Source organism: Halovenus carboxidivorans (assembly GCF_009831575.1).
Classification (GTDB): Archaea; Halobacteriota; Halobacteria; order Halobacteriales; family Haloarculaceae; genus Halovenus; species Halovenus carboxidivorans.
Map to the genome: position 1 here is coordinate 694930 of NZ_WUUT01000001.1, position 19565 is coordinate 714494.

General features: G+C 61.5%; 18 protein-coding genes and 2 pseudogenes. 11 read left to right on the forward strand and 9 right to left on the reverse strand.

Features of this window, described 5'->3' with window-relative positions:
• Positions 1-22: 22 nt before the first annotated feature.
• Positions 23-1144, forward strand: a pseudogene (locus GRX03_RS03435) (tripartite tricarboxylate transporter permease); the annotation flags it as partial.
• On the opposite strand, the gene GRX03_RS03440 reads toward GRX03_RS03435, so the two are convergent.
• Positions 1141-1602, reverse strand: a complete 462-nt coding sequence (locus tag GRX03_RS03440; protein ID WP_159762769.1) for a hypothetical protein — start codon at positions 1600-1602, stop codon at positions 1141-1143. The pseudogene GRX03_RS03435 and the gene GRX03_RS03440 overlap by 4 nt on opposite strands.
• 169 nt (positions 1603-1771) lie before the next feature.
• On the opposite strand from GRX03_RS03440, the gene GRX03_RS03445 reads away from it, so the two are divergent.
• Both GRX03_RS03445 and hisH read left to right on the forward strand, forming a co-directional pair.
• A complete protein-coding gene (locus GRX03_RS03445) occupies positions 1772-2374 on the forward strand; it encodes a uracil-DNA glycosylase (RefSeq protein ID WP_159762770.1) in 603 nt (200 codons plus the stop codon).
• Positions 2375-2437: 63 nt separating this feature from the next.
• Positions 2438-3133 carry an imidazole glycerol phosphate synthase subunit HisH gene (hisH, locus tag GRX03_RS03450; protein ID WP_159762771.1) on the forward strand — a complete coding sequence of 232 codons (696 nt, stop codon included), beginning with the start codon at positions 2438-2440 and terminating at the stop codon, positions 3131-3133.
• On the opposite strand, the gene GRX03_RS03455 is transcribed toward hisH, so the two are convergent.
• On the reverse strand, positions 3134-4342 hold the full coding sequence (locus tag GRX03_RS03455; RefSeq protein ID WP_159762772.1) for a TrkA C-terminal domain-containing protein: 1209 nt from the start codon (positions 4340-4342) through the stop codon (positions 3134-3136). It abuts the gene before it with no gap.
• Positions 4339-5568 carry a TrkA C-terminal domain-containing protein gene (locus tag GRX03_RS03460; RefSeq protein ID WP_159762773.1) on the reverse strand — a complete coding sequence of 410 codons (1230 nt, stop codon included), beginning with the start codon at positions 5566-5568 and terminating at the stop codon, positions 4339-4341. The genes GRX03_RS03455 and GRX03_RS03460 overlap by 4 nt, the downstream gene beginning before the upstream one ends.
• Positions 5569-5694: 126 nt before the next feature.
• On the opposite strand from GRX03_RS03460, the gene GRX03_RS03465 reads away from it, so the two are divergent.
• The 3 genes from GRX03_RS03465 (at position 5695) to artA (ending at position 11757) form a co-directional block, all read left to right on the forward strand.
• Positions 5695-6933, forward strand: a complete 1239-nt coding sequence (locus GRX03_RS03465) for a carboxypeptidase-like regulatory domain-containing protein (RefSeq protein WP_159762774.1) — start codon at positions 5695-5697, stop codon at positions 6931-6933.
• 347 nt (positions 6934-7280) lie between these two features.
• Positions 7281-10595 carry a DUF7827 domain-containing protein gene (locus GRX03_RS03470; RefSeq protein ID WP_159762775.1) on the forward strand — a complete coding sequence of 1105 codons (3315 nt, stop codon included), beginning with the start codon at positions 7281-7283 and terminating at the stop codon, positions 10593-10595.
• 148 nt (positions 10596-10743) lie between these two features.
• Positions 10744-11757, forward strand: a complete 1014-nt coding sequence (gene artA / locus GRX03_RS03475) for an archaeosortase A (protein WP_159762776.1) — start codon at positions 10744-10746, stop codon at positions 11755-11757.
• Here the strand turns inward: artA and dph5 are convergent.
• Positions 11754-12503, reverse strand: coding sequence for a diphthine synthase (dph5, locus tag GRX03_RS03480; RefSeq protein ID WP_159762777.1), 750 nt, complete (start codon positions 12501-12503; stop codon positions 11754-11756). The genes artA and dph5 overlap by 4 nt on opposite strands.
• Positions 12504-12691: 188 nt before the next feature.
• On the opposite strand from dph5, the gene gcvT reads away from it, so the two are divergent.
• The 3 genes from gcvT to GRX03_RS17105 all read left to right on the forward strand — a co-directional run bounded on the left by gcvT (position 12692) and on the right by GRX03_RS17105 (position 14707).
• Positions 12692-13765 carry a glycine cleavage system aminomethyltransferase GcvT gene (gcvT, locus tag GRX03_RS03485; RefSeq protein ID WP_159762778.1) on the forward strand — a complete coding sequence of 358 codons (1074 nt, stop codon included), beginning with the start codon at positions 12692-12694 and terminating at the stop codon, positions 13763-13765.
• Positions 13762-14145: a glycine cleavage system protein GcvH gene (gene gcvH, locus GRX03_RS03490; protein WP_159762779.1), complete on the forward strand. Its 384-nt coding sequence runs from the start codon at positions 13762-13764 to the stop codon at positions 14143-14145. The genes gcvT and gcvH overlap by 4 nt, the downstream gene beginning before the upstream one ends.
• 433 nt (positions 14146-14578) lie before the next feature.
• Positions 14579-14707, forward strand: a complete 129-nt coding sequence (locus GRX03_RS17105; protein ID WP_394351722.1) for a hypothetical protein — start codon at positions 14579-14581, stop codon at positions 14705-14707.
• Between the two features lie 4 nt (positions 14708-14711).
• On the opposite strand, the gene GRX03_RS03500 is transcribed toward GRX03_RS17105, so the two are convergent.
• The 3 genes from GRX03_RS03500 to GRX03_RS03505 form a co-directional block, all read right to left on the reverse strand.
• Positions 14712-16385 carry an aldehyde ferredoxin oxidoreductase family protein gene (locus GRX03_RS03500; protein ID WP_159762780.1) on the reverse strand — a complete coding sequence of 558 codons (1674 nt, stop codon included), beginning with the start codon at positions 16383-16385 and terminating at the stop codon, positions 14712-14714.
• A 52-nt stretch (positions 16386-16437) separates the two neighbouring features.
• A complete protein-coding gene (locus GRX03_RS16870) occupies positions 16438-16563 on the reverse strand; it encodes a hypothetical protein (RefSeq protein ID WP_267902755.1) in 126 nt (41 codons plus the stop codon).
• Between the two features lie 92 nt (positions 16564-16655).
• Positions 16656-17228 carry a hypothetical protein gene (locus GRX03_RS03505; RefSeq protein ID WP_159762781.1) on the reverse strand — a complete coding sequence of 191 codons (573 nt, stop codon included), beginning with the start codon at positions 17226-17228 and terminating at the stop codon, positions 16656-16658.
• A gap of 181 nt (positions 17229-17409) precedes the next feature.
• Here GRX03_RS03505 and GRX03_RS03510 point away from each other — a divergent pair, with 181 nt between their 5' ends.
• The gene (locus GRX03_RS03510) at positions 17410-18000 is read left to right on the forward strand and encodes a 50S ribosomal protein L15e (protein WP_159762782.1); all 591 of its coding nucleotides are present in this window, start codon (positions 17410-17412) and stop codon (positions 17998-18000) included.
• Positions 18001-18009: 9 nt separating this feature from the next.
• On the opposite strand, the gene GRX03_RS03515 is transcribed toward GRX03_RS03510, so the two are convergent.
• Both GRX03_RS03515 and GRX03_RS03520 read right to left on the reverse strand, forming a co-directional pair.
• Positions 18010-18240, reverse strand: a complete 231-nt coding sequence (locus GRX03_RS03515; protein WP_159762783.1) for an Rdx family protein — start codon at positions 18238-18240, stop codon at positions 18010-18012.
• Between the two features lie 66 nt (positions 18241-18306).
• On the reverse strand, positions 18307-18993 hold the full coding sequence (locus GRX03_RS03520) for a type 1 glutamine amidotransferase domain-containing protein (protein WP_159762784.1): 687 nt from the start codon (positions 18991-18993) through the stop codon (positions 18307-18309).
• Between the two features lie 175 nt (positions 18994-19168).
• Between GRX03_RS03520 and GRX03_RS16720 the strand changes: the two are divergent.
• Positions 19169-19542 (forward strand): annotated as a pseudogene (locus GRX03_RS16720) (ATP-binding cassette domain-containing protein); the annotation flags it as partial.
• Positions 19543-19565: the final 23 nt, after the last annotated feature.

Below are 19565 nucleotides of genomic sequence, written 5' to 3' on the forward strand. Positions count from 1 at the left end.
CACGTCGACGGTGGCGTGATACCTGCACGCGAACAACTTCGCGCTGCTGCTCGCGGGCTTTGCGCCGGCTATTCCCGCCCCGCCGCTGTACGTCGGCGTCGCCATGCTCGCCGCGGGCGTCGTCCACACGTTTCTCGACATCGTGCCGGCGCTGGCCCTCGGCGTTCCGGACCCGTCGATGGCGCCGACCGCCCTCCCGGGTCACCGACTCGTCCTCCGTGGCCGCGGCCGCGAGGCGCTCCGTCTCTCCGCGCTCGGGAGCCTTCTTGCGGTCGGATTCGCCGTACCTCTCGCCGTTCCAGTGACCGTCGGGATGGGACGGCTCTATCCCCACGTCGTCGCCAATCTCACGCTCGTTCTCGGCGCCATCTGCATCCTTCTGGTCGTGACCGAACGCTCGATGCAGGGCCGGGTCGGGGCGGCGGTGACGGTGGCTACCAGTGGACTGCTCGGCGTCCTCACGCTGGACGTTCCCGCGGACGGTCTGCTCCCGACCGGGAGTATGCTCGCACCGCTTTTTGCCGGACTGTTCGGTGCGCCGGTGTTGATCGAGGCCCTCGACGGCTCGGGGGTTCCCGAGCAGGACGATCCACAGATCACGACCTCCCGTCGATTTCTGCCGGTCGTGGCCGTCGTCGGCACGCTGTCGGGCGCGGTCGTCGGGTTTCTACCCGGAATCTCCAGCGCCATCGCCGCCGCTGGCGCGCTCGTCTTGCTCCCGTACTACGGCCCCCGTGCGTTCGTCGTCGCGTCGAGCGGCGTCAACACCGCAAACACCGTCTTCGCCCTGTTCGCGCTCGTCTCACTGGGCCGCCCCCGAACGGGCGTACTCGTCGCTCTCGACCGAACGGAGGTCCCGCTCGATCTCCCGATTCTTCTCGCTACGGTCGGCATCGCCGCAGTTCTCGGATTTCTCGGCGTCCTCGCTGTCGGTGACTGGTATCTGACCGCGGTCGGAGCCGTCGACAACGCCGTCCTCTCCGTGACGGTTCTCGCCTTCCTGTGTCTGCTCGTATTCGCGTTCACCGGGGCGGTCGGTCTCGTCGCCTTCGCAGTGAGTACGGTCGTCGGTCTCCTTCCGGCCCGGTTCGGGGCCCGACGGATGACCTGTATGGGGGTGTTGCTCGTCCCACTCGCAGTTTAGCCCTCGACGACATCGGTAAAGCTCGTTCCGACCCGGAACACGATCGGCTGCTCGGCTTCCTGCAGTCCGAGACCGACCAGCAACATCTCCTCGTCGGGGTTGTCGATGGTGATGGTCTTCGAGCCGCTCGCCTCCCCGTCGATCGGTTCCTGCAGTGTCACCTCCGCCTCGTAGGAGCCGCCGTCCGTCCAGACATCCGCGTACGTTCCGACGTTGGCGTTCTCGTCGTTGCCACTGGCGGAATTGAGGGTGAACTCTCGGTCCAGCAGCGTCTCGCCGTCGGCAGCCACCCGCACGGTCCCCGATTGCTGCTGGTCGGTGTCGTTGAGGACGTTCACGTCCTCGAGTAGCTGATCGGCGATCCGGTTGACGACGCCGGCACAGCCGGTGACTGCTGCGGTGATAGCGCCACCGCAGAGACCGAGTAGCTGACGTCGCGAGACGGGCTGGCGTCTCATAGCCGACTGTTCGCCCCTGTCCGGGTAAACTCTCGGTTCGATTCTCTACGGGAGAAACGACCCCGTTTCGCCCCGTCCGACCTCGGATCCGAGACACGCCCGAGTGTTCGCACAGGTCCGACCCACCCCGTATGGGAGCTTCTTTTAGCGGCCGGGCCGTGGCTCCGGTATGACCGAAGCCCCCCGCCGCTGGGACGAGACCGCTTGCGGTGTCGCGAACTGCGAGCGCTGTCCCGCACTCGTCGACTCGCGCAGCCAGATCGTCAACGGCGTCGGCCCGACCGATGCCGACCTCCTGTTCGTCGGCGAGGCCCCCGGAGCTAACGAGGACGAACAGGGCGCACCCTTCGTCGGTCGCAGCGGCGACGTGCTCGACGAGGGGCTGCGCGAGGTCGGCCTCGCCCGTCGGGACGTCCGAATCACGAACTGCGTCCGCTGTCGGCCGCCGGAGAACCGGGATCCGACGACCGACGAACGGACGAACTGCCGGGGCTATCTCGACCGCGAGATTGCCGCCGTCGACCCCGAACTCGTCATCACGCTGGGGAAGGTGCCGGCCGAACTCCTCCTGGATCGCTCCGTCGCCGTGACTAGCGAGGCCGGCGATATCGACGAACTGACCGTCGACGGCAAACACTGGCGGCTTCTCGTCTCCGTCCACCCGGCCGCGACGCTGTACGACCCCAGCCAGCGGGCTGTCTTCGAGTCAGCGCTTCAGGCCGCCGCCGAGTACACCGGCGACGGCGGCCAGTCGACGCTGGGAGAGTTCTGACCGGGTAGACCCGCCGACCGTCGAAAGCGAACGCACTTACTGGGGGGACGCGTACGGAGCCGTATGCGTGGTCAACGACAGACCGTGGCGGAGGTAGCCGTCGTCGATTACGGGCTCGGAAATCTCCGGAGCGTCACGCGCGGGCTCGAACGCGCGGGCGCGGCAGTCGATGTAACAGACGATCCCGACACAATCGTCGACGCGGACGGAATCGTCCTTCCCGGCGTCGGCGCTTTCAGCGAGGGGATGGACAACGCCGGCCCGTTCCGCGAGTTACTCGTCGAGCAGGCCGAGGCCGGAACCCCGTTGTTCGGTATCTGTCTCGGGATGCAGATGCTTCTAACTTCGAGCGAGGAGGCCGACCACGAGGGCGAAGGCGAGGTCGAGGGGCTGGATCTCATCCCCGGGACGAACGTCCGGTTTCCGGACAGCGTGAAGGTCCCGCAGATGGGCTGGAACACCCTCTCGGTCCAGCGGACCCATCCGCTCGTCAGCGGTCCCGGCGCCGCCGACCCCGACGGCACCGCCGACTCGGATCGCAGCGTCGACGGCGAGTACGCGTACTTCGTCCACTCCTACTACGCACGACCGGACGACCCGGACGCGGTCGTCGCAACCACGGAGTACGGCCCCGAGTTCGCGAGCATCGTCGCGAACGAGGCAGGCAACGTCTTCGGGACGCAGTTCCACCCGGAGAAGTCGGGCGAAACCGGGCTACAGATCCTCAGAAACTTCGTCGATTTCTGTGCCGACCGGTAGTTAGCGGCGTCGTCGCCAGAACCGAAGGGTCCGCCGCGGTTCCGGCTCCGGGTCGTCTGCGGCCGGCGGCTCGTAGGTCCCCGTTCCGGTCGCCGCGGCCTCGACGCGGCGCAGTTGCCCCGGATTTCCGATTACGAACAGTTTCTCGCCGGCCTCGATCTCACGTCCGCGCTGCGGAATCGTCTCCGTCGTTCCGTCCGTCTGCTCGACCGCGACGACGGTCAGTCCGAGCCGTCCGATCTGTTCCCCGTCGAGCGTCGCGCCCTCGGTCACGGTGAACGAACTCATCGTCTCGTCGGCCTGTCGGAGCATACTCGCGAACAGTCGGTCGGCGCGCTCGTCGACTGGAAGAGTCATGAGCCGGTACCGCGTGTCGGGATCGAGGCTGTCGATGACACTCCGCCGCGCGCTGACGGTTGCGGTGGACCCGGCTGCGGCGCGGAGTTCCGCCGTTCCGATCCGTCTTTCCCCCTGCCAGATCTGGACGGTATCTCCGGGGCTCGCGGTCAGTGCGGGGTCTGCCGTGATCGCCGTTGCAGTCGCGCTCGGCGGCAGCGTCGGTCCGATCCCCGCCTCACGATCACCGACAGCTAGAAACGTCACTTCGCCCTCGACGGTCACTTCCGCATCCACCTGCCCGATTGCGTGTTCCTTCTGCAGTTTCGTCGACAGTGCCGCCTGGAGTTCTTCGATGGTCAGCCCCCGCGAGAAGGTGTAGCTCTTCCCCGCGAGGTCGGCTTTCACCGCGGGTGCGACGGGATCATAGCCGTCGATATCTGCGATGTCTTCCGGGAGTTCCACCACGATGAACCGCCCGGTTGCACGGACGAGCGGGCTGATTCGCGGGTTCAGGCTGTACTGTAGCCGCTTCGAGGACCCGTAACTGTCCCCGAGTTGCCAGCCGGCGATGGCCGTGATTGCGCTCACGACGAGCGTCACGAGGTTGACCCCGACGACGACCGGGTCGAGAATCCGCTCGCTCCCACCGAGAAACTGTACCAGCGCGATCCGACCGTTGAGATAGACCGCGACGGAGCCGAGTCCGAGCAGGAGTGCAGCGCCGTCGGGTAACTGGTTCCCCGTTCGCCACCGGAACAGAAATGCCGACAGCGCGGCGATGCCACCGGACAGCAGCGCAAGCCCGACGAGTCGGTAGCCGACCTGGACGACCGCGAACTCCCCGAGCGTCCCCGGGAGCGCCCCGATCATACGACCGCCTCCCGGAAGGACGCGATTGCGTCCGCCGACCCGGCGATGAGCAGTTCGTCACCGGCGACGAGTTCCGTCGACCGCGGCGGTGCCACGATCCGGTCGGTGCTGCGGCGGACGGCGAGCACTGCGATCCCGAACGTCTCGCGGAACCTCGCGTCCTCGAGCGTGACGCCGTCGAAGGGGCTACCGGTGGCGAGCGGGACGAGCTGGAACTGGTTGTCGCCGCGCTCGATGACATCGATCGTCTCGTACTCGCGGTTCTTCCCGCGCGATTGGACAGTCAACTTCGTCGTCTCCTCGCGGACGACACGGCGGGCCTCCTCCGGCGGCAGCGCGACCGTCACCGAACCCCGCCCACCCGTGGTCGTCGGGGCCTGCAACGGCCGCTCCGCGGTCGCCTCTTCAGTCCCGCCATCGGTTTTCACCCCCGAATCAGCCGGTTTGGGGGCGCTCTCCGTGCCAGCACCGTCCGTTTTCGCGCTGACGACGGGGCCGCTGACGGATCCATCCGGCAGTGTGAGCGTCACCTCGTCACCGATCGCCAGCCCGGTCGGCAGTAGCGTCCTGATCGACACCGCCCGCCGGCCGGTCGGGATTCGCCGCGAAAGCCCCGCGCTCTCCGGTGCGGCAGTGATCTCCGCTAACCCCTCGGAGTCGATTGTCACCGTGACATCGGCGAGAGAGTACGCCTCGGTGAGTTTCTCGGCCACCTTCCGTTCCAGTTCAGCGACCGACAACCCGACCGGGAACTTCCAGGTGGTCGACTGGATCGCCTGCCGGGTGTCCTCGGCCAGCGGCGGGTACCCCTCGATGTCCTCGACGCTCACGGGCTTGATCTTGATCTGGCCGTAGCTGTCGACCCGTTCGAGAAAGTCCGTAGAGAAGTCCGTCCCCCGGAGCCGCGAGAGCGTGAGTTGGCGGGGGACCGTCGCACCGAGTTTGTCCCCCTGCGCGTGTGCCCACAGCGAGAGCATCAGCACGACCAGAATCGCGGTGACACCGGTCGTGCTCTGTGCGACGTTCTCGTCGAGCAACCCGAGCAGCCCGCCCGAGACCCCGGCCAGTCCGCCGGCCAGGACGACGACACCGAGACCCGGGATGCTCACCCCGGTCAGATACTTGAATCCGAATCCGAGTGCGAACGCAACGAGCGCCGGGAAAATTCCGGCAAGCGATCCGAGATAGACGCCGAGCCCAACCTCGACGACGAGTTCCGAAGCCATAGTTCCCGTGGCTCCCGACGGGACTTGAATCGTTCGACCGTGGATATTATAGATGATTTTTTCTCCTCATCTAACCCAAGTGATTATATCTATACGGACTATAGGCTTATAAAGACATAAACTAATATGACACAGAGGGTTACCCGTGTTCAGGTCGTAATCACAGTCGCTCTTCTTTTAGGAGCCACAACTGTTACTGGTACAGGCATAGTCAGCGACCGTGGTAAACTAGGACAGACAACAATAGAACATCAGAACGGAACCACAAACCAGCTAACTCCACAAGATACAACGCAGCTCCGGGCTGAGGAGATCCACATCAGGAAAGATGTTTCCGATTCAGCTGCTGTCACCGCCCAGATCATACATTCTGAGTATGAGAAAAATTATATAAGATTAGGTGGAGTAGTGAATGATAGTATAAATGAATCTCGTGTGGTGCAGAAAATAAAACATATAGCAAATAGATACGAAAAAATAGATACAAAAACACAAAAATTACTATCAGAATATTATACCGGTAGGTTATCTGGCCGAAAATTACTCACACATCTTTTATTAGTCCAAAAACAAGCAGAATCACTGTCCAATGTGAAAAATTCTATAGAAAACAGAGATAACGTGGCAGATGAGATAAAAGAACGTGCTGATTCTCTTGAGGAATCAGTTATTGTTGAACAACCCGCCCTTAGATTGGTAGATGGCGTAATCACCGGAAATCTGAGTAGCATTGATTTATACATGGTATCTGGGAATTCCAGCCTTATTCTTAGCTCTGTGAATAATAATTCATATTTCCGTCAAGCAACTCTCTATTCTGGACGTAATCTGACTGCACCGGATCAGTTCCGCAATACCACATTTTGGGGCGCGGGGAATGCATATGACTATCTAATAGGTCAAGATTTCTATCCGTGGGCGCTTGCTGAAGGTAATCTTGAATCAATCACTGTTGGCCGCGATGAGACCTCAGTATATAGTCAGATCTATAAGTTCGAGATCCTCCATTCTCAAGGTAAGATTACCACTTACTTCGATGGTGGAACAAAAAACATATTCCATGAAGCGCAAAGAAAACCAATCAATGAACAGCCTGTCACCGCAAGGAGAGTGAATGGAACTTCTGATATCATTGCCGCAGTGAACAAAACTGTCCCGTCTGGGCCAATGCAAATATCTGTGACGGACACCAGCGGAAAACCTATACCCGGGGCAACTGTAAGGATTAGTGGCGCTCTTATTAATGGAACAATTACGTCAATGACTGACCCTCACGGCAGCGTCCACACCATCCAACCCTATGGCAGATTTACTGTCAAAATCATCACTCCTGAAGGTCATAAGGCGAGTCTTTCATCTTTGTAGGTGGTGAATTATCAATCGAAGCTGGGACAAAAGCTAATTCAACAGCTATTGGGTTACCTCAAGTGTTTTTGTATTGCCAGCCTGTACATCAGAATGAGACAACCTACAGGTGATTACTTATATATTTTGATCCGTCCGATTAGTTTGCTCGTCTACTCACAAATTATGTCAGATGATATTAATGATGCTGCCCAATTAACAGAAAACATTTAACGGTGGCGTTGCGACGTTCCTATAGCCCCTGCCACATGAGCATCGGAAGTAGTGGTAGTTAATGATGATGTGTTGGTGATGACGGGGGCCACGAACCCAAACGCTCAGATTGAAAGACTACAAATCATAAAACTATGACAAGAAACGACATACGCGAAAAGACACGAGCGGTATTCCTTGCTGCGCTCATGGTGCTGTCCGTTTTTGCTGTGGGCGCATCCCTTGCTGGGACTGCAACCGCAGTTAACCAGGGAACCGCTACTGCCGGTAACGACGCACCGACCGAGACAACCACTCACACGCTGAGTGCAGTGACGGACTCGGCAGAAGAAGACAGTAGCATACAAGGCATTGCAATCGAGTACGGTAGTGAAGTTGATCTCTCCAATGTCGCCGATGGAGATATTACTGTCTCTATTGGTGGACAAGAAAGAGATCTTAGCGCCACGTTCGTCAGCGACAGTGAAAATCGGGTACACGCTGAACTCTCCGACTCAGTAGATGGCCCAGACGCCGGAACCTCCATTGAGGTTCAGATTGACAACGTCGTTAATCCTGGCAGCGACGTTAGCGTGACGCTTTCCACTCACGACTCGTCGTTCACTGTCGATCAGGCATCGCCGGGTGGCGAGATTGGCAGCACCACCGCAACATTGGCTATTGGCGCTGAACAGGTTGCTAGCGGTGATATTGATGGCCGGATCTTCTGGGAAGGCCAAACCGTCACCGTTGATCTTAGCAACACGGGTCTCAGCCCTAATGCTCAGGTGGATATTCGAGAGGTGACATCTCGGGCGAACAACGGTGAACCAACCTCTTCACGGCTGGCCCGATCGGTTACTGTCGCACAAGATGGTACCATCTCGTTCGACACGAATCGTCTTCGTGGTGAGGGCTTCTACGTCCTCCGCAGCGGTGGTCAATTCCTCAGCGGCAACTCCTTCAACCAGTCAATTACTGGCGCAGACGAGTTTGAGTTGCTCCAGCAAGACCTGAACACGGAGTTCGCCGATGATTCCGTCGCCTTCGATGGATCCTCATCCGTCAGCATTGCATCGCTCCGTGGTGAGTTTGACGTTGAAATTAGCGGTACACTCAATGGTGACCCTCTCGATAGCGAAACCCTTAATTCCATCTTCGGTGGCTCTGAGGGCGATCAGATCGTTACTGTCCGTGACGTACAGGACGGCGACGATCTCACCGCGGATTTCAGTAGTGTTGACGAAGCTGGTGATTATGAGTTTACCTTTGAGGCTACCGATACAACTGCCTCTGATACCGCCAGCATAACCGTAGAAGAACAAGTTGATACCGATGCGACGATCGTTGGCGGCCCCTACACTGAACAGCGCGGTGACATTGTTGAGGTGACCGTTGACCTTTCGGGCACTGACAACGCACAGATCTCGATCGGTAGCGATAATGCTGGTTACTCCGCAGTTGTCAATGTTACAACTGAAAACCGTGGTGATGAGTTCACCTTCAGTTGGAACTCCTACGCCGCCGGTGCTGGGCACCCTGAAGCCTTCCAGCCAGTCAGTGATAATATCGAAAACCTCGAAGTTGAACTCAGCGAAGATATCCAAGTCGGTGGCGGTGACGATGATCAAATTCTCGCTGCCGGAACATATGACGTTGAAGTGACGCCTAACTACCAGCGTTCCGGTGCAGAATCCACCGATGCTAGTACGATCAGCCTTAACCAGCGTTCAACTAATAGTGTGAATACGTGGGTCACCACAACTGATGCACTCGATGCCGTTGATAGTGCGGATGATCCACTTGCTACCCTTAATAATGAGATCGGCTCGAGCGTTACAGAGTCCGGCTATGTCGCCGAGGGTGATGTTCTTATCAGCGAAATTGATGCCAGCGGCATTGAGGGCGCGCTGGAGGCCGTTTCCGCTGATGGTGCATCTGATACCGCGGCCTTCCGAGCCGCAGTTGGCGACGTCATCAATCTTAACTTCACACAAGAAAACCCAACACGGAACCGTCAGCCGATACAAATTAACTACGGGCAAGTCACTCCTGCCCAAACTACGGTTGTTGCTGACGAGAATAACGATACATACTACGTCGCACTTGAACTTAGCGACTTCACCGATCAAACTGCACTTGATATCCGTCGGAACATTCGCGACGGAATGACCTTCGAAAGCGAATTCAAGGTCAACCCAGGTAACGAAGAGAATCTTGAAAGCTATCGGTTTGGGCTTGTTCCGCCAAACTCAGACGGTGAGTTTGTTGCACAGACTGTGACGGATAGCTGGGAAGCAGTTAACAGAGAAGCTGAAGTTAACCGTGAAGGAGACGAAATTGTTGTTGAAGCGGCAGAAGGTCAGACGATCAGTGGGACAACAACGGTCGCACCCGGAACTGAACTGACCTTCCGTGTCTCTAGCACAAACGCAGCCGAACCCTTCGTCATTCCTGGCCTCACCGCAACCGTTCAGGAAACCGGTGAGAATGAGCTCAACGAATGGTCTGTCAATGCAGACTTCTCGGAGACCACCCCAGGTGACGAATTCAACTTTGTGCTGCGTGACTTCCGGAACCAGCTCGGTGAACGCATCACTGTCTCTGGTAGTGTCGCCGAGCCTGGTGAGCCGCGCTTCCAGGTCAGTAACCTCAATCCCGAGGAAGCAACGATTGCACCTGGCGATACGCTCACCGTTTCTGCAAGCGTGACGAACAATGGCGGGGCAGCAGGGACACAGACCGTTGCGCTTGAACTTGATGGTGATGTCCTCGCAGAACAGGAGATCACTCTCGAAGCTGGCGCAAGCCAGACTGTCTCCTTCGATGTCTCTGGTAGTACCACTGAAGGTCTTGAAGAAGGCGACTATACGCACAGCATCACAACAAACGACACGTCAGCCAGCGGCACGCTGACCGTTGACTCGCCTGATCCAGCCTTCTTCGAGATTACCAACTTCAGTCCCGAAGAAGCAACTGTTTCCCCGGGTGACGAAGTCGAAGCGACCGTTACCGTCGAGAACACTGGCGAAGTTGAGGGCACCCAGACGGTGACTCTCGAAGCCGACAGTGGTCTCGGCGAGCTCGGTTCGCAGGAAGTCACGCTCGGTGCAGGTGACTCCGCGAACGAGACCTTCACCTTCCAGGTCCCATCCGACATCAGTGAGACCACTGAGGTCACGCACACTATCAGCACTGCAAATGACAGTGTCAGTGGCACGCTGACTGTTGAAGTCGACAGCCAGGACGGTCAGGATGGCCAAGACGGTCAGGATGGCCAAGACGGCCAGGATGGCCAAGACGGCCAGGATGGCCAAGACGGCCAGGATGGCCAAGACGGCCAGGATGGCCAAGACGGCCAGGACGGCGGTAGCGGCTCCGACGACAGCGGACCTGGCTTCGGCATTGCCGCAGCCCTGATCGCCTTCGTCGGCGCTGCACTGCTGGCGTTCCGTCGACGCGAGAACTAACGACCGAATCGGCTCGGTCGTCCTTGCGGTATTTTCCTTTTTTTTTGCGCCGACCAGCGGCGGCGCTGCCTTGCCTCTTCGTCGAGAGTCGCTGCGTTGACTGCCTAACAATAAGACATATACTCCCGATAGCCCAACCAGCGTGTAGATGCTCGGCCAGATCAACGACGCGTTGGCGTCTCTCGCCGGATTCGCTGAGCCGGTCGGGTGGATCACGCTCGGACTGTTCGCGCTGGCAATTACGCTCGAGGCGGTCGACCGCGAGTACGCCCGAACGGTCTACGTCGGTGCGTGGCTGGTCTTTTCGGTCTTCTGGCTGTTGTTGATCCAGCCGTTTTTCGTCGTCGATCAGAGCGTGATTCGCGGTGTCGGTGCGGTCATCGCCGTGCCGCTGTCCGTCCTCGCCGCGAAGGTGTTCTACGAGGGGCGAGACTCACTCTTTACGCTCTCGCGAGCGGTGGCGCTGATGGGATTCATCTACGTACCGGTGTTGATGATCCCGCCGCTCCGTGAACAGTTCATCCTGCTCGTCACGAATCACACGCGGGCGATCATCGAACTGTTGGGATACAACCCGCCCGTCGTGACGGAGCTGTCGGATCTGACAGCGGAGCAGATCCCGGCCGGCTCGAACCCCGATACCACCCGTGAGATCAGCGGCAAAACCGACATGTACGAGAACACGTTCGTCTTCTTCCAGGGTGACGCGACGATCACCTACACGATCATCACCGACTGTACCGGAATCGGCAGCATGGCTGTCGTGCTCGGACTCGTCAACGCCGTCAGCGCCGACTGGCGTCGCAAACTCAAAGCCAGCGCGCTCGCTGTCGGAATCATCTACGCCGCAAATCTCGTCCGAAACGTGTTCATCTCGCTTTCGTACGGCCACCAGTACGCTCACTTCTTCCCGGATCTCACGATGGCGGTCTGGGGACTCGACAACCCGTTTCGCGTGTCGTACATCTGGGCAGACCGAATCATCGCACAGAGTGCGTCCGTCGTCGCGATGATCCTCATCATCTGGCTGATGATCCGGATCGTTCCGGAAGTGATGGAACCGATCGAGGATCTGCTCTACCTGCTGACCGGAGAGGAGTACGACCTCGCAGGAGCGCTCGATATCGACACCGAGGAGACACAGCCCGACCCCGCGGACTAATCCGGCAGTCCAGCCAGCGCCGAGAGCGAGTCTTCCTCGATTGGGTGTAGATCACCGGGGACGACGAGCAGATGCAGCGGCGGGCCGAACGACTCCGTTGCAAGCGCCGACAGTCGGTCGGCCCTGACGGTCGGGTCGTCGCTGCCGGCCTGGCCGACGACGACGCCGACCGGGTCGTCCAGTTCGCTCGCGAGCAGAGCCGCTGCCGTGTCGCCGCTCATGAACCGCTCGTTTTCCCCGTCGATGTCGAGATAGACCAGCGTGTGCAGGCCCCGCTGTCGATTTGCTCGGATCGTCTCGATCACGCTGTCGGGAACGCCGCCGTGTGTCTCCTCGAACGGTAGCGTCGTCGCTTTCCCGAAGCGGTAGTTCTGTAACCCGGTGAGCGAACTCGCTGCGGTCTGCGCCGTCGTTCCGTGGACGACCTGTGTGTCGATGTGTCGGTCGTGCGCACGGAGTCGGAGGTCGACGTGCGTTGTCGAAATCATCGTGTCCCCCGCGGTAAGGAAGACGGTGTGGCCGTCTTCGGCCGCGTCGAGGATCGGCTCCGGATGCTGCTCGACGCCTGCTCTGTCCCGTACCGCTATCTCGATGTCGTGCGTCGCTTCGAGCGTCCCGACATCCGTCCCCGCGAGCCGACTCGTGTACCACTCAGCGAACGCCTGATCCGCCGTTGCGAGGACATCCCGCCCGCGGACCGTAATCGACCGTTCGTCGTACAGTCCGAGTCCAACAAACGAAAGCATACCGGACGTTGGCGGGGCGAGGGGATAACTGCTGTACTTTCAGTCCGGTTCAGCCACAGATTGCACCGACTCTGTGGCCTGCTGTGCTGTAGATCTGGAGATTTGCTATCGCAATATACGATTTATCGGTGTGGCCTCGAACGGGTGGTGACACAACCATTAGGTCACTCCGTCTCCTCTCAGTGGGTATGTCGTTACGACAGCCGCCCATCGAGCACTCGACGAAACAGACCGATTTCGGTGGCTGGGAGATGCCCGTCGAGTTCGACTCGATTCGGACGGAACACACCGCCGTCCGCGAGGCCGTCGGCAAGTTCGATGTATCACACATGGGTGAGATAACCGTCTCGGGGCCGGACGCGACGCGGTTGCTCCAGCGGCTCACGACCAACGATGTCGCGGATCTCGAGCCCGGGGAAGGCCAGTACGCCGCGATCACCGACGAATCGGGCATCATGCTCGACGATACCGTCGTCTACCGACTTCCCGAAGCGGAGTCCGAGACCTTCCTGTTCATCCCTAACGCCGGCCACGACGAGGAGATCACCGAGTGGGCAACGTCACACCGTGACCAGTGGGGGTTCGAGGCGACGGTCACGAACAGGACCGAAGAGTACGCGATGATCGCCGTTCAGGGGCCGGACTCCCCGGACGTGCTGGGTGAGAACACCGACGTTGATCTCTCCGAACTCTCACGGTTCGAGATAACGGACGGAACGGTCGCGGGCGCGCAGGCGCTCGTCGCCCGGACGGGCTACACCGGAGAGCAGGGCTTCGAGTTGCTCTGTCCGTGGTCGGCCGGCCAGGAGGTCTGGACGGCGCTGGAGTGTCAACCCTGTGGACTGGGGGCGCGAGACACGCTTCGCCTGGAGATGGGTTTTCTGCTCTCCGGGCAGGACTTCGACCCCGAGGAGAACCCTCGCAACCCCTACGAGGCGGGAATCGGGTTCACGGTCAAACTCGACACCGAGTTTCTCGGCCGTGACGCCTTAGAGGGCGTCGACGTCGAGGGTCCGGAAGAGAAGCTAATCGGCCTCGTCATGCGCGAACGCGGCGTCCCGCGAGCGGGCTACGCCGTCGAGACTCCCAGCGGCGAGCAGATCGGTGAAGTCACCAGCGGAACGATGAGTCCCACGCTCGGCGACCCCATCGCGCTCGCCTACCTCCCGGCGGAATACGCCGGCGAGGACCGAACCGTCCGGATCGTCGTTCGCGGCGAACCGAAGAAAGCACGTACGACCACGACACCATTCCTATCATGAGCTTCACTGTCCCAGACGACTGCCGGTATCTCGACTCGCACGAGTGGGCACGCCAGCAGAACGGAACCGTCCGTATCGGAATCACAGACTTCGCACAGGACGAACTCGGTGACGTCGTGTTCGTCGAACTCCCCCGAGAGGGCGACGAACTCGAACAGGGCGCGGAGTTCGGCGTCATCGAGTCGATCAAGGCCGTCTCGGATCTGTACGCCCCCGTCTCGGGGACGGTCACCGCGACGAACGAAACGCTGATCGACGACCCGGAACTGGTCAACGACGACCCCTTCGGTGACGGCTGGATGCTCGAAGTCGACCTCGACGACGAGAGCGAACTCGACGAACTGCTCTCGCCCGAGGAGTACCGCGAACAGATCGAATAACAACGGACCAGACGTTCTCTCGGCACATTCTGTGTGGAGTCGCATCGCCGTGCGCGCTTTCGATGTATCCTATGTCGCTATACAGAATGCCCCGCTCGTGCGCCGGCTCGTAAGCTCTTTATATCTTTTAGGCAAGCCTAAAATATGCGCAGACACGAGACAGAGCACCGCCGGGCAGTTCCCCGGCTATGAGCGGGGGGTCACAGTACCTGCTGGCGTTGTACATCGCCGAGCACCGGTTGACACCGCCCATTCCGCCCGGCGACCTCGCGGAGATGCTCGACCGCTCGCCGGGGTCGGTGACGGAGATGTTGGAGCGACTCGACGGACGGTCTCGTCGAGTACGAGAGCTACGAGGGTGCGACACTGACCGAATCCGGCCGCGAAGGCCGTACACGAAACGTGCGTCGCGCTATCGTGGTTCTTCCGGGAGGTGCTCGATCTCGCTGACCACGAACAGGTGGCGGTAGAGATCGCCAGCACGGTCAGCCCAGAGGTAGCGGAACGGATCGTCTCGGTCCTCTCCGCGGAGTTCGAGTCCGACGCTCCCTCACCGAACTGAGCCGTCAGCCGGCGTACTCGACGGCTTCGTCCGGAACCGTCCCGTCGGGATTCCAGCCGCGGGCCTCGTAGTACTCCTGGCGGGCGTCCTCGAAGCCGTCGAGATCGTACGGCAAGGTATCGTCTCCGCGGTCGAAGCCGCGCTGGTTGTTGAAGTGCCGCTCGAGTTCGACGACCTTCGCCCCGATTGCCCGCAGGTCGTCTATCTCCGCGCCGAACAGCGTCTCCATGCGTTCGGGCTGGCTGGCGAGCATCCCCCGGGAGAACCGACAGACGACGCCGCAGTCTTCGAGCGCACGCGTGTTCTCCTGAATCGCCACTGCCGCGGCCTTGCCGCTCAGCCCCTTCGGGTCGAAGGCCTGGTCGCCGCTGACCAGCGGGTACTCCCAGGCGTAAAACGTCGAGTACATGTGGTCAGCGCCGCGGTTCGCGACCGCGTAGGCCAGCCCCTGGCCGTTGAGCGAGCGTCCCTCGTGAGCGGCGAAATCCAGGCCCTTGACCGTCCAGTTTTCGACGCCGAGATCGGTGTGAATCCGGTCGATCCCCTCCGCGAGCTTGTCGCCCACCCCCTCACGGTGAGCGATCTTCTCGACCAGATCGCGGATCAACTCGGCGTTGCCGAACTCGTCGTTGGCCGCCAGATAGGCTGCGATGGTGTTGCCACAGGAGATCGTATCCATCCCCAGATCGTCACACAGCTCGTTCGCCTGCATCACGTCGACGATGTCGTCGACGGCGCAGTTCGAGCCAAACGCCGCCAGCGTCTCGAACTCCGGTCCCTCCGTCTCGACCCCGCGTTCCTCGTCCCGGGTCGGGAGCTTACAGGCGAAGGCACACTGCGAGCAGGTGCCTTTCTTGTACTTTTTCGCCTCGACCGCCGCCCCGTTGATGCCTTCGACGCCCTCGAACTGCCGGTCGCGCCAGTACCGCGTCGGCAGGCCGTCGACCTCGTTGGCCAGGTCCGTCACCGAGGTCGTCCCCTGCCGTTTCATGATGTGGTCGCTCGTCGCGGCGTCGCGGTGGATCTCGGTCTGGATCTCCGGCACGTCGATCTCGGGCGCGGAGTCACCCGCGAAGGTGATCGCTTTCACGTTTTTCGCGCCGAGGACGGCACCGAGGCCGCCGCGGCCGAACGCCCGGCTCTCGGTGGTCATGATCGACGCGAAGCGCACCTGGTTCTCGCCGGCGGGTCCGATCGCCGCGATGTGTTCGGCGTCGAGGCCGCGCTCCTCCTCGACGTGGTCGGTCACCTCGGAGACGGTCGCTCCGGCCAACTCCGGAGCGGCCTCGAACTCGACTCCCTCGTCGGTGACGTGCACGACTGTCAGTTCGTCCGCCGAACCGGTGAGTTCGACGACGCTGTAGCCTGTTGCGGCGAAGTTCCGGGACATGAACCCCCCGGCGTTCGAGGAACACAGCCCGTCCGTCAGCGGCGAGACTGCCGTCGCGTTCATCCGGCCGGTGAAGCTCATCTGGGACTGCTGCATCGGGCCGGTCGAGAAGTACAACCGGTTCTCGGCACCGAGCGGATCGACGTCGAACGGGATCCGGTCGTGGGCGAGTCGGGTCGCGATCCCGCGGCCGCCGACGAACGACTCGCGGATCTCTGGAATCGATTCGGTCGCTGTCTCCCCCGCTGTGAGGTCGATCGACAGGAGTGGGCCGACTGCGTGAAGCATACCGATGCATCTCGATAGTCGAAGATAAATCTGCTGGCGCGTCACCCGCCGGCTACGTGAGGACCAGCAGCGCGAACCCGCCCACGCCGAGGAGATTGACTACGACCATGACGATGATGAACTGCTTGATTCGCCGGAACCTGTCCTCGTCCAGCCCCGCATCCGTTGCGCTGTTCATTGTTATGTGCTACCGGTTGCCACTTTGATTGATGTTACTTAAGACTTACTCTGATTATCAAAACATGTCCGTCCGGGTCGGGAGCGTCGCGTTCAGTCCGCGGACTGCTCGGTTTCGTCGCGGTCCGCCGACAGCCACCGGTACGGGCCGGTCGCACCCAGTAGCCGTCCGGACTCGGCGACCGCCTTCCCGAACCGGGCCGCCAGTCCGATTCCGCTGGCCGCTGCCGCCGTCGGGCCGTGTCTGAGAAGGTGTCTCGCGGGGTCGGTGAGCGCGCTCACGTCGTCGTGGTGGAGTTCGTACCGTTTCGGGTACGAGCGAACGTGTATATCACCCTCTCCGAGCGAGCGCCGGTAATCCATCCACTGCCCCTGAAAGCTCCCGACGTGGACCTGATAGCCCGCTTCGGTCGGCCGCGGAACGGCGTCTTTCCAGACCGTGATATGCTCGTCGCGGTCGAGTGCCTCGGCTTCCAGCAGGCGCCAGACAGACAGCGCCGTCCCACACTCCGGACACGCGTCTTCGGTGTAGGAGACGACGGCCTGACAGTCGTGACAGGGGCCACGGTAGGTCCACTCGTGGCTCGTCTCGCAGTGCTCACAGACCGGCTGAAACACCGCGAGCGACTCGCCACAGTTGACACACGTCCGCGCAGAGGCTGTCATACGGTACTAACTACCCGTCGTACGAATATACCGCTGTCGTCGCGGTTCGATATCCTTTTATTCGCAACTCCGGTACGACCAGTAACTCGCTGGCGGTCACGGGCACCAGCGGGCACCTGTCACACAGGTCGGGATGTGAGCCTCACGGCTTGAACCACACAACGCCCGTGGGTGAATACCCATGGCAAAGAGCTTCTACGCACACATCCGGGACGCCTGGAAGGACCCGGACGACGGCAAACTCGCGGAACTGCAGTGGCAACGACAACAGGAGTGGCGCGACCAGGGCGCTATCGAGCGCGTCGACAACCCGACGCGACTCGACCGTGCCCGCTCGCTCGGCTACAAGGCCAAGCAGGGCATCACGGTCGTTCGCGTCAGCGTCCGTAAGGGCGGGGCGCGCAAACAGCGCTTCAAGGCCGGTCGCCGCTCGAAACGACAGGGTGTCACGCGGATCACCCGACGGAAGGACATCCAGCGCGTCGCCGAGGAACGCGCCGCGCGCAAGCACCCGAACATGCGCGTGCTCAACTCCTACTGGGTCGGGGAAGACGGCAGCCAGAAGTGGCACGAAGTCATCCTCGTCGACCCCGAACACCCCGCAATCGAGAACGACGACGACCTCAACTGGATCTGCGACGACACCCACAAGAACCGCGCGCTGCGCGGTCTCACCAGCGCCGGCAAGCAGAACCGCGGACTCGGACAGCGCGGCAAGGGCGCGGAGAAGACCCGCCCGAGCCTCAACGCCGGCAACGGTCGCGGCAAGTAATCCCCCTCGCTATTTTGCGGCCTGACAGACTGTCTGCGTGACGCTGGCGAGGTCGTACTCCTCGGCGTCTGTGGTGAACACCTCGGCTCCGTCGACGAACACCCGGAACGATCCGTCGTCGACCGGGGTGAGATCGACGTCTTCGACGACCTCTCCACAGTCCTGAATCACCGCGTCGCGCACTTCGATTGCCATCCCCAGGCCGCCACAGGCCTCGCAGTAATCGATCTCGACGCGCATCGTGTGACAGGATACGAACTACCCACGAAAAAACACATCGGCGGGCCGATACCGCAGACAGACGCGTCAGTCCTCTACTCCGAGTTCGTCGAGCAGCGTCTCCGCCGCGGCCGCCGAGGACGGCGGTCCGCGCGCGGTGATCAGATCGCCGTCGACGGTGACGCTCGTGTCGGCGTCGAGTTCGGCGTCCCAGTTCGCGCCGGCCGCACGGACCTCCTCTTCGACCCAGTACGGCAGTTTCCGGCCGTCGGGCATCAGGTCGTGGTCGTCGACGATGCCGTCCTCCCAGGCGTCGGGGAAGCCGGTCACGTCCCGGTCCGCGACCAGGATCTCCCCGTCGGAGTCGCGCGTCCACGCGAGGATGCCGACGGCGTGACAGACGACCAGGGCGATGCCGTCCTCGCCCTCGACGGCGGTCCGCAGCGCCGCCCGAGCCTGCTTGTCCTGGTTCACGTCCCAGCAGGTGCCGTGCCCGCCGGGGAAGACGACGGCGTCGTACTCGCTCGCGTCGACGGTCGCGATCGGTTCGGGGTCGGCCAGTCGCTCGTCGGTCTCGTGGACCTCGCTGACGTGTTCGGCCGTCTCTTCGCCGACCTCCTCGGGGTCGATCGACCGCTCGTCGATCTCGGGCTTCTCGCCGGTCGGTGTCGCGACGGTGATGTCGATCCCGGCCTCGGTGAGGCGTTCGAGCGGCGTGATACACTCCTCGCCCCAGTAGCCGTGCTCACTGACGATGAATAGTGCAGAACTCATGTGCAACGACGGGTAGGAGACGAACACTTGTCCGGCTTGTGGACTGGCCGACCCTTGCCGCTGGCAGAAGGAATATCAGTCGCTCCGCGCCCTCTCGCGCTCGGATCGACCCCCGGAACAGTGGCCTGTAAGAGGATCGGACCGGTATCGAGGGGTAGTGAGTTCTGACGACGACGAGACCCGGGTGGGCGAACGCGGCGTGAAACTCCCCGGCGGCCAGCGCCGGCGCATCGCCGTCGCTCGGGTCGTGCTCGCCGACCCCCCGATCCTGATCCTCGACGAGGCGACCAGCGCCGTCGACACCGAGACCGAACTCGCGATCCGGGAGTCCGGCGAACGGCTCGCGGCCGACCGGGCGACACTCCCTGTCGCTCACCGGCTGTCGACGATCAAAGACGCCGACGAGACTCTCGTCCTCGAAGACCGGAGGTCGTCGAGCGCGGCGACCACGAAGCACTGCTCGACCAGGACGGCCGGTACGCCGCGTGGTCCGTGCGGGCCGGCGCGGTCGACTTCGAGCGTCGGGCGGAGGCGCTGGCCGAGGACTGACGGAAGACTTACCCCGACCCTGC

What these genes read in the sequence shown, in the direction of transcription:
- GRX03_RS03440 (WP_159762769.1), bottom strand. Translation starts at nt 1,602, where the DNA reads ATGAGACGCCAGCCCGTCTCGCGACGTCAGCTACTCGGTCTCTGCGGT.
- GRX03_RS03445 (WP_159762770.1), top strand. Translation starts at nt 1,772, where the DNA reads ATGACCGAAGCCCCCCGCCGCTGGGACGAGACCGCTTGCGGTGTCGCG.
- hisH (WP_159762771.1), top strand. Translation starts at nt 2,438, where the DNA reads ATGCGTGGTCAACGACAGACCGTGGCGGAGGTAGCCGTCGTCGATTAC.
- GRX03_RS03455 (WP_159762772.1), bottom strand. Translation starts at nt 4,342, where the DNA reads ATGATCGGGGCGCTCCCGGGGACGCTCGGGGAGTTCGCGGTCGTCCAG.
- GRX03_RS03460 (WP_159762773.1), bottom strand. Translation starts at nt 5,568, where the DNA reads ATGGCTTCGGAACTCGTCGTCGAGGTTGGGCTCGGCGTCTATCTCGGA.
- GRX03_RS03465 (WP_159762774.1), top strand. Translation starts at nt 5,695, where the DNA reads ATGACACAGAGGGTTACCCGTGTTCAGGTCGTAATCACAGTCGCTCTT.
- GRX03_RS03470 (WP_159762775.1), top strand. Translation starts at nt 7,281, where the DNA reads ATGACAAGAAACGACATACGCGAAAAGACACGAGCGGTATTCCTTGCT.
- artA (WP_159762776.1), top strand. Translation starts at nt 10,744, where the DNA reads ATGCTCGGCCAGATCAACGACGCGTTGGCGTCTCTCGCCGGATTCGCT.
- dph5 (WP_159762777.1), bottom strand. Translation starts at nt 12,503, where the DNA reads ATGCTTTCGTTTGTTGGACTCGGACTGTACGACGAACGGTCGATTACG.
- gcvT (WP_159762778.1), top strand. Translation starts at nt 12,692, where the DNA reads ATGTCGTTACGACAGCCGCCCATCGAGCACTCGACGAAACAGACCGAT.
- gcvH (WP_159762779.1), top strand. Translation starts at nt 13,762, where the DNA reads ATGAGCTTCACTGTCCCAGACGACTGCCGGTATCTCGACTCGCACGAG.
- GRX03_RS03500 (WP_159762780.1), bottom strand. Translation starts at nt 16,385, where the DNA reads ATGCTTCACGCAGTCGGCCCACTCCTGTCGATCGACCTCACAGCGGGG.
- GRX03_RS16870 (WP_267902755.1), bottom strand. Translation starts at nt 16,563, where the DNA reads ATGAACAGCGCAACGGATGCGGGGCTGGACGAGGACAGGTTCCGGCGA.
- GRX03_RS03505 (WP_159762781.1), bottom strand. Translation starts at nt 17,228, where the DNA reads ATGACAGCCTCTGCGCGGACGTGTGTCAACTGTGGCGAGTCGCTCGCG.
- GRX03_RS03510 (WP_159762782.1), top strand. Translation starts at nt 17,410, where the DNA reads ATGGCAAAGAGCTTCTACGCACACATCCGGGACGCCTGGAAGGACCCG.
- GRX03_RS03515 (WP_159762783.1), bottom strand. Translation starts at nt 18,240, where the DNA reads ATGCGCGTCGAGATCGATTACTGCGAGGCCTGTGGCGGCCTGGGGATG.
- GRX03_RS03520 (WP_159762784.1), bottom strand. Translation starts at nt 18,993, where the DNA reads ATGAGTTCTGCACTATTCATCGTCAGTGAGCACGGCTACTGGGGCGAG.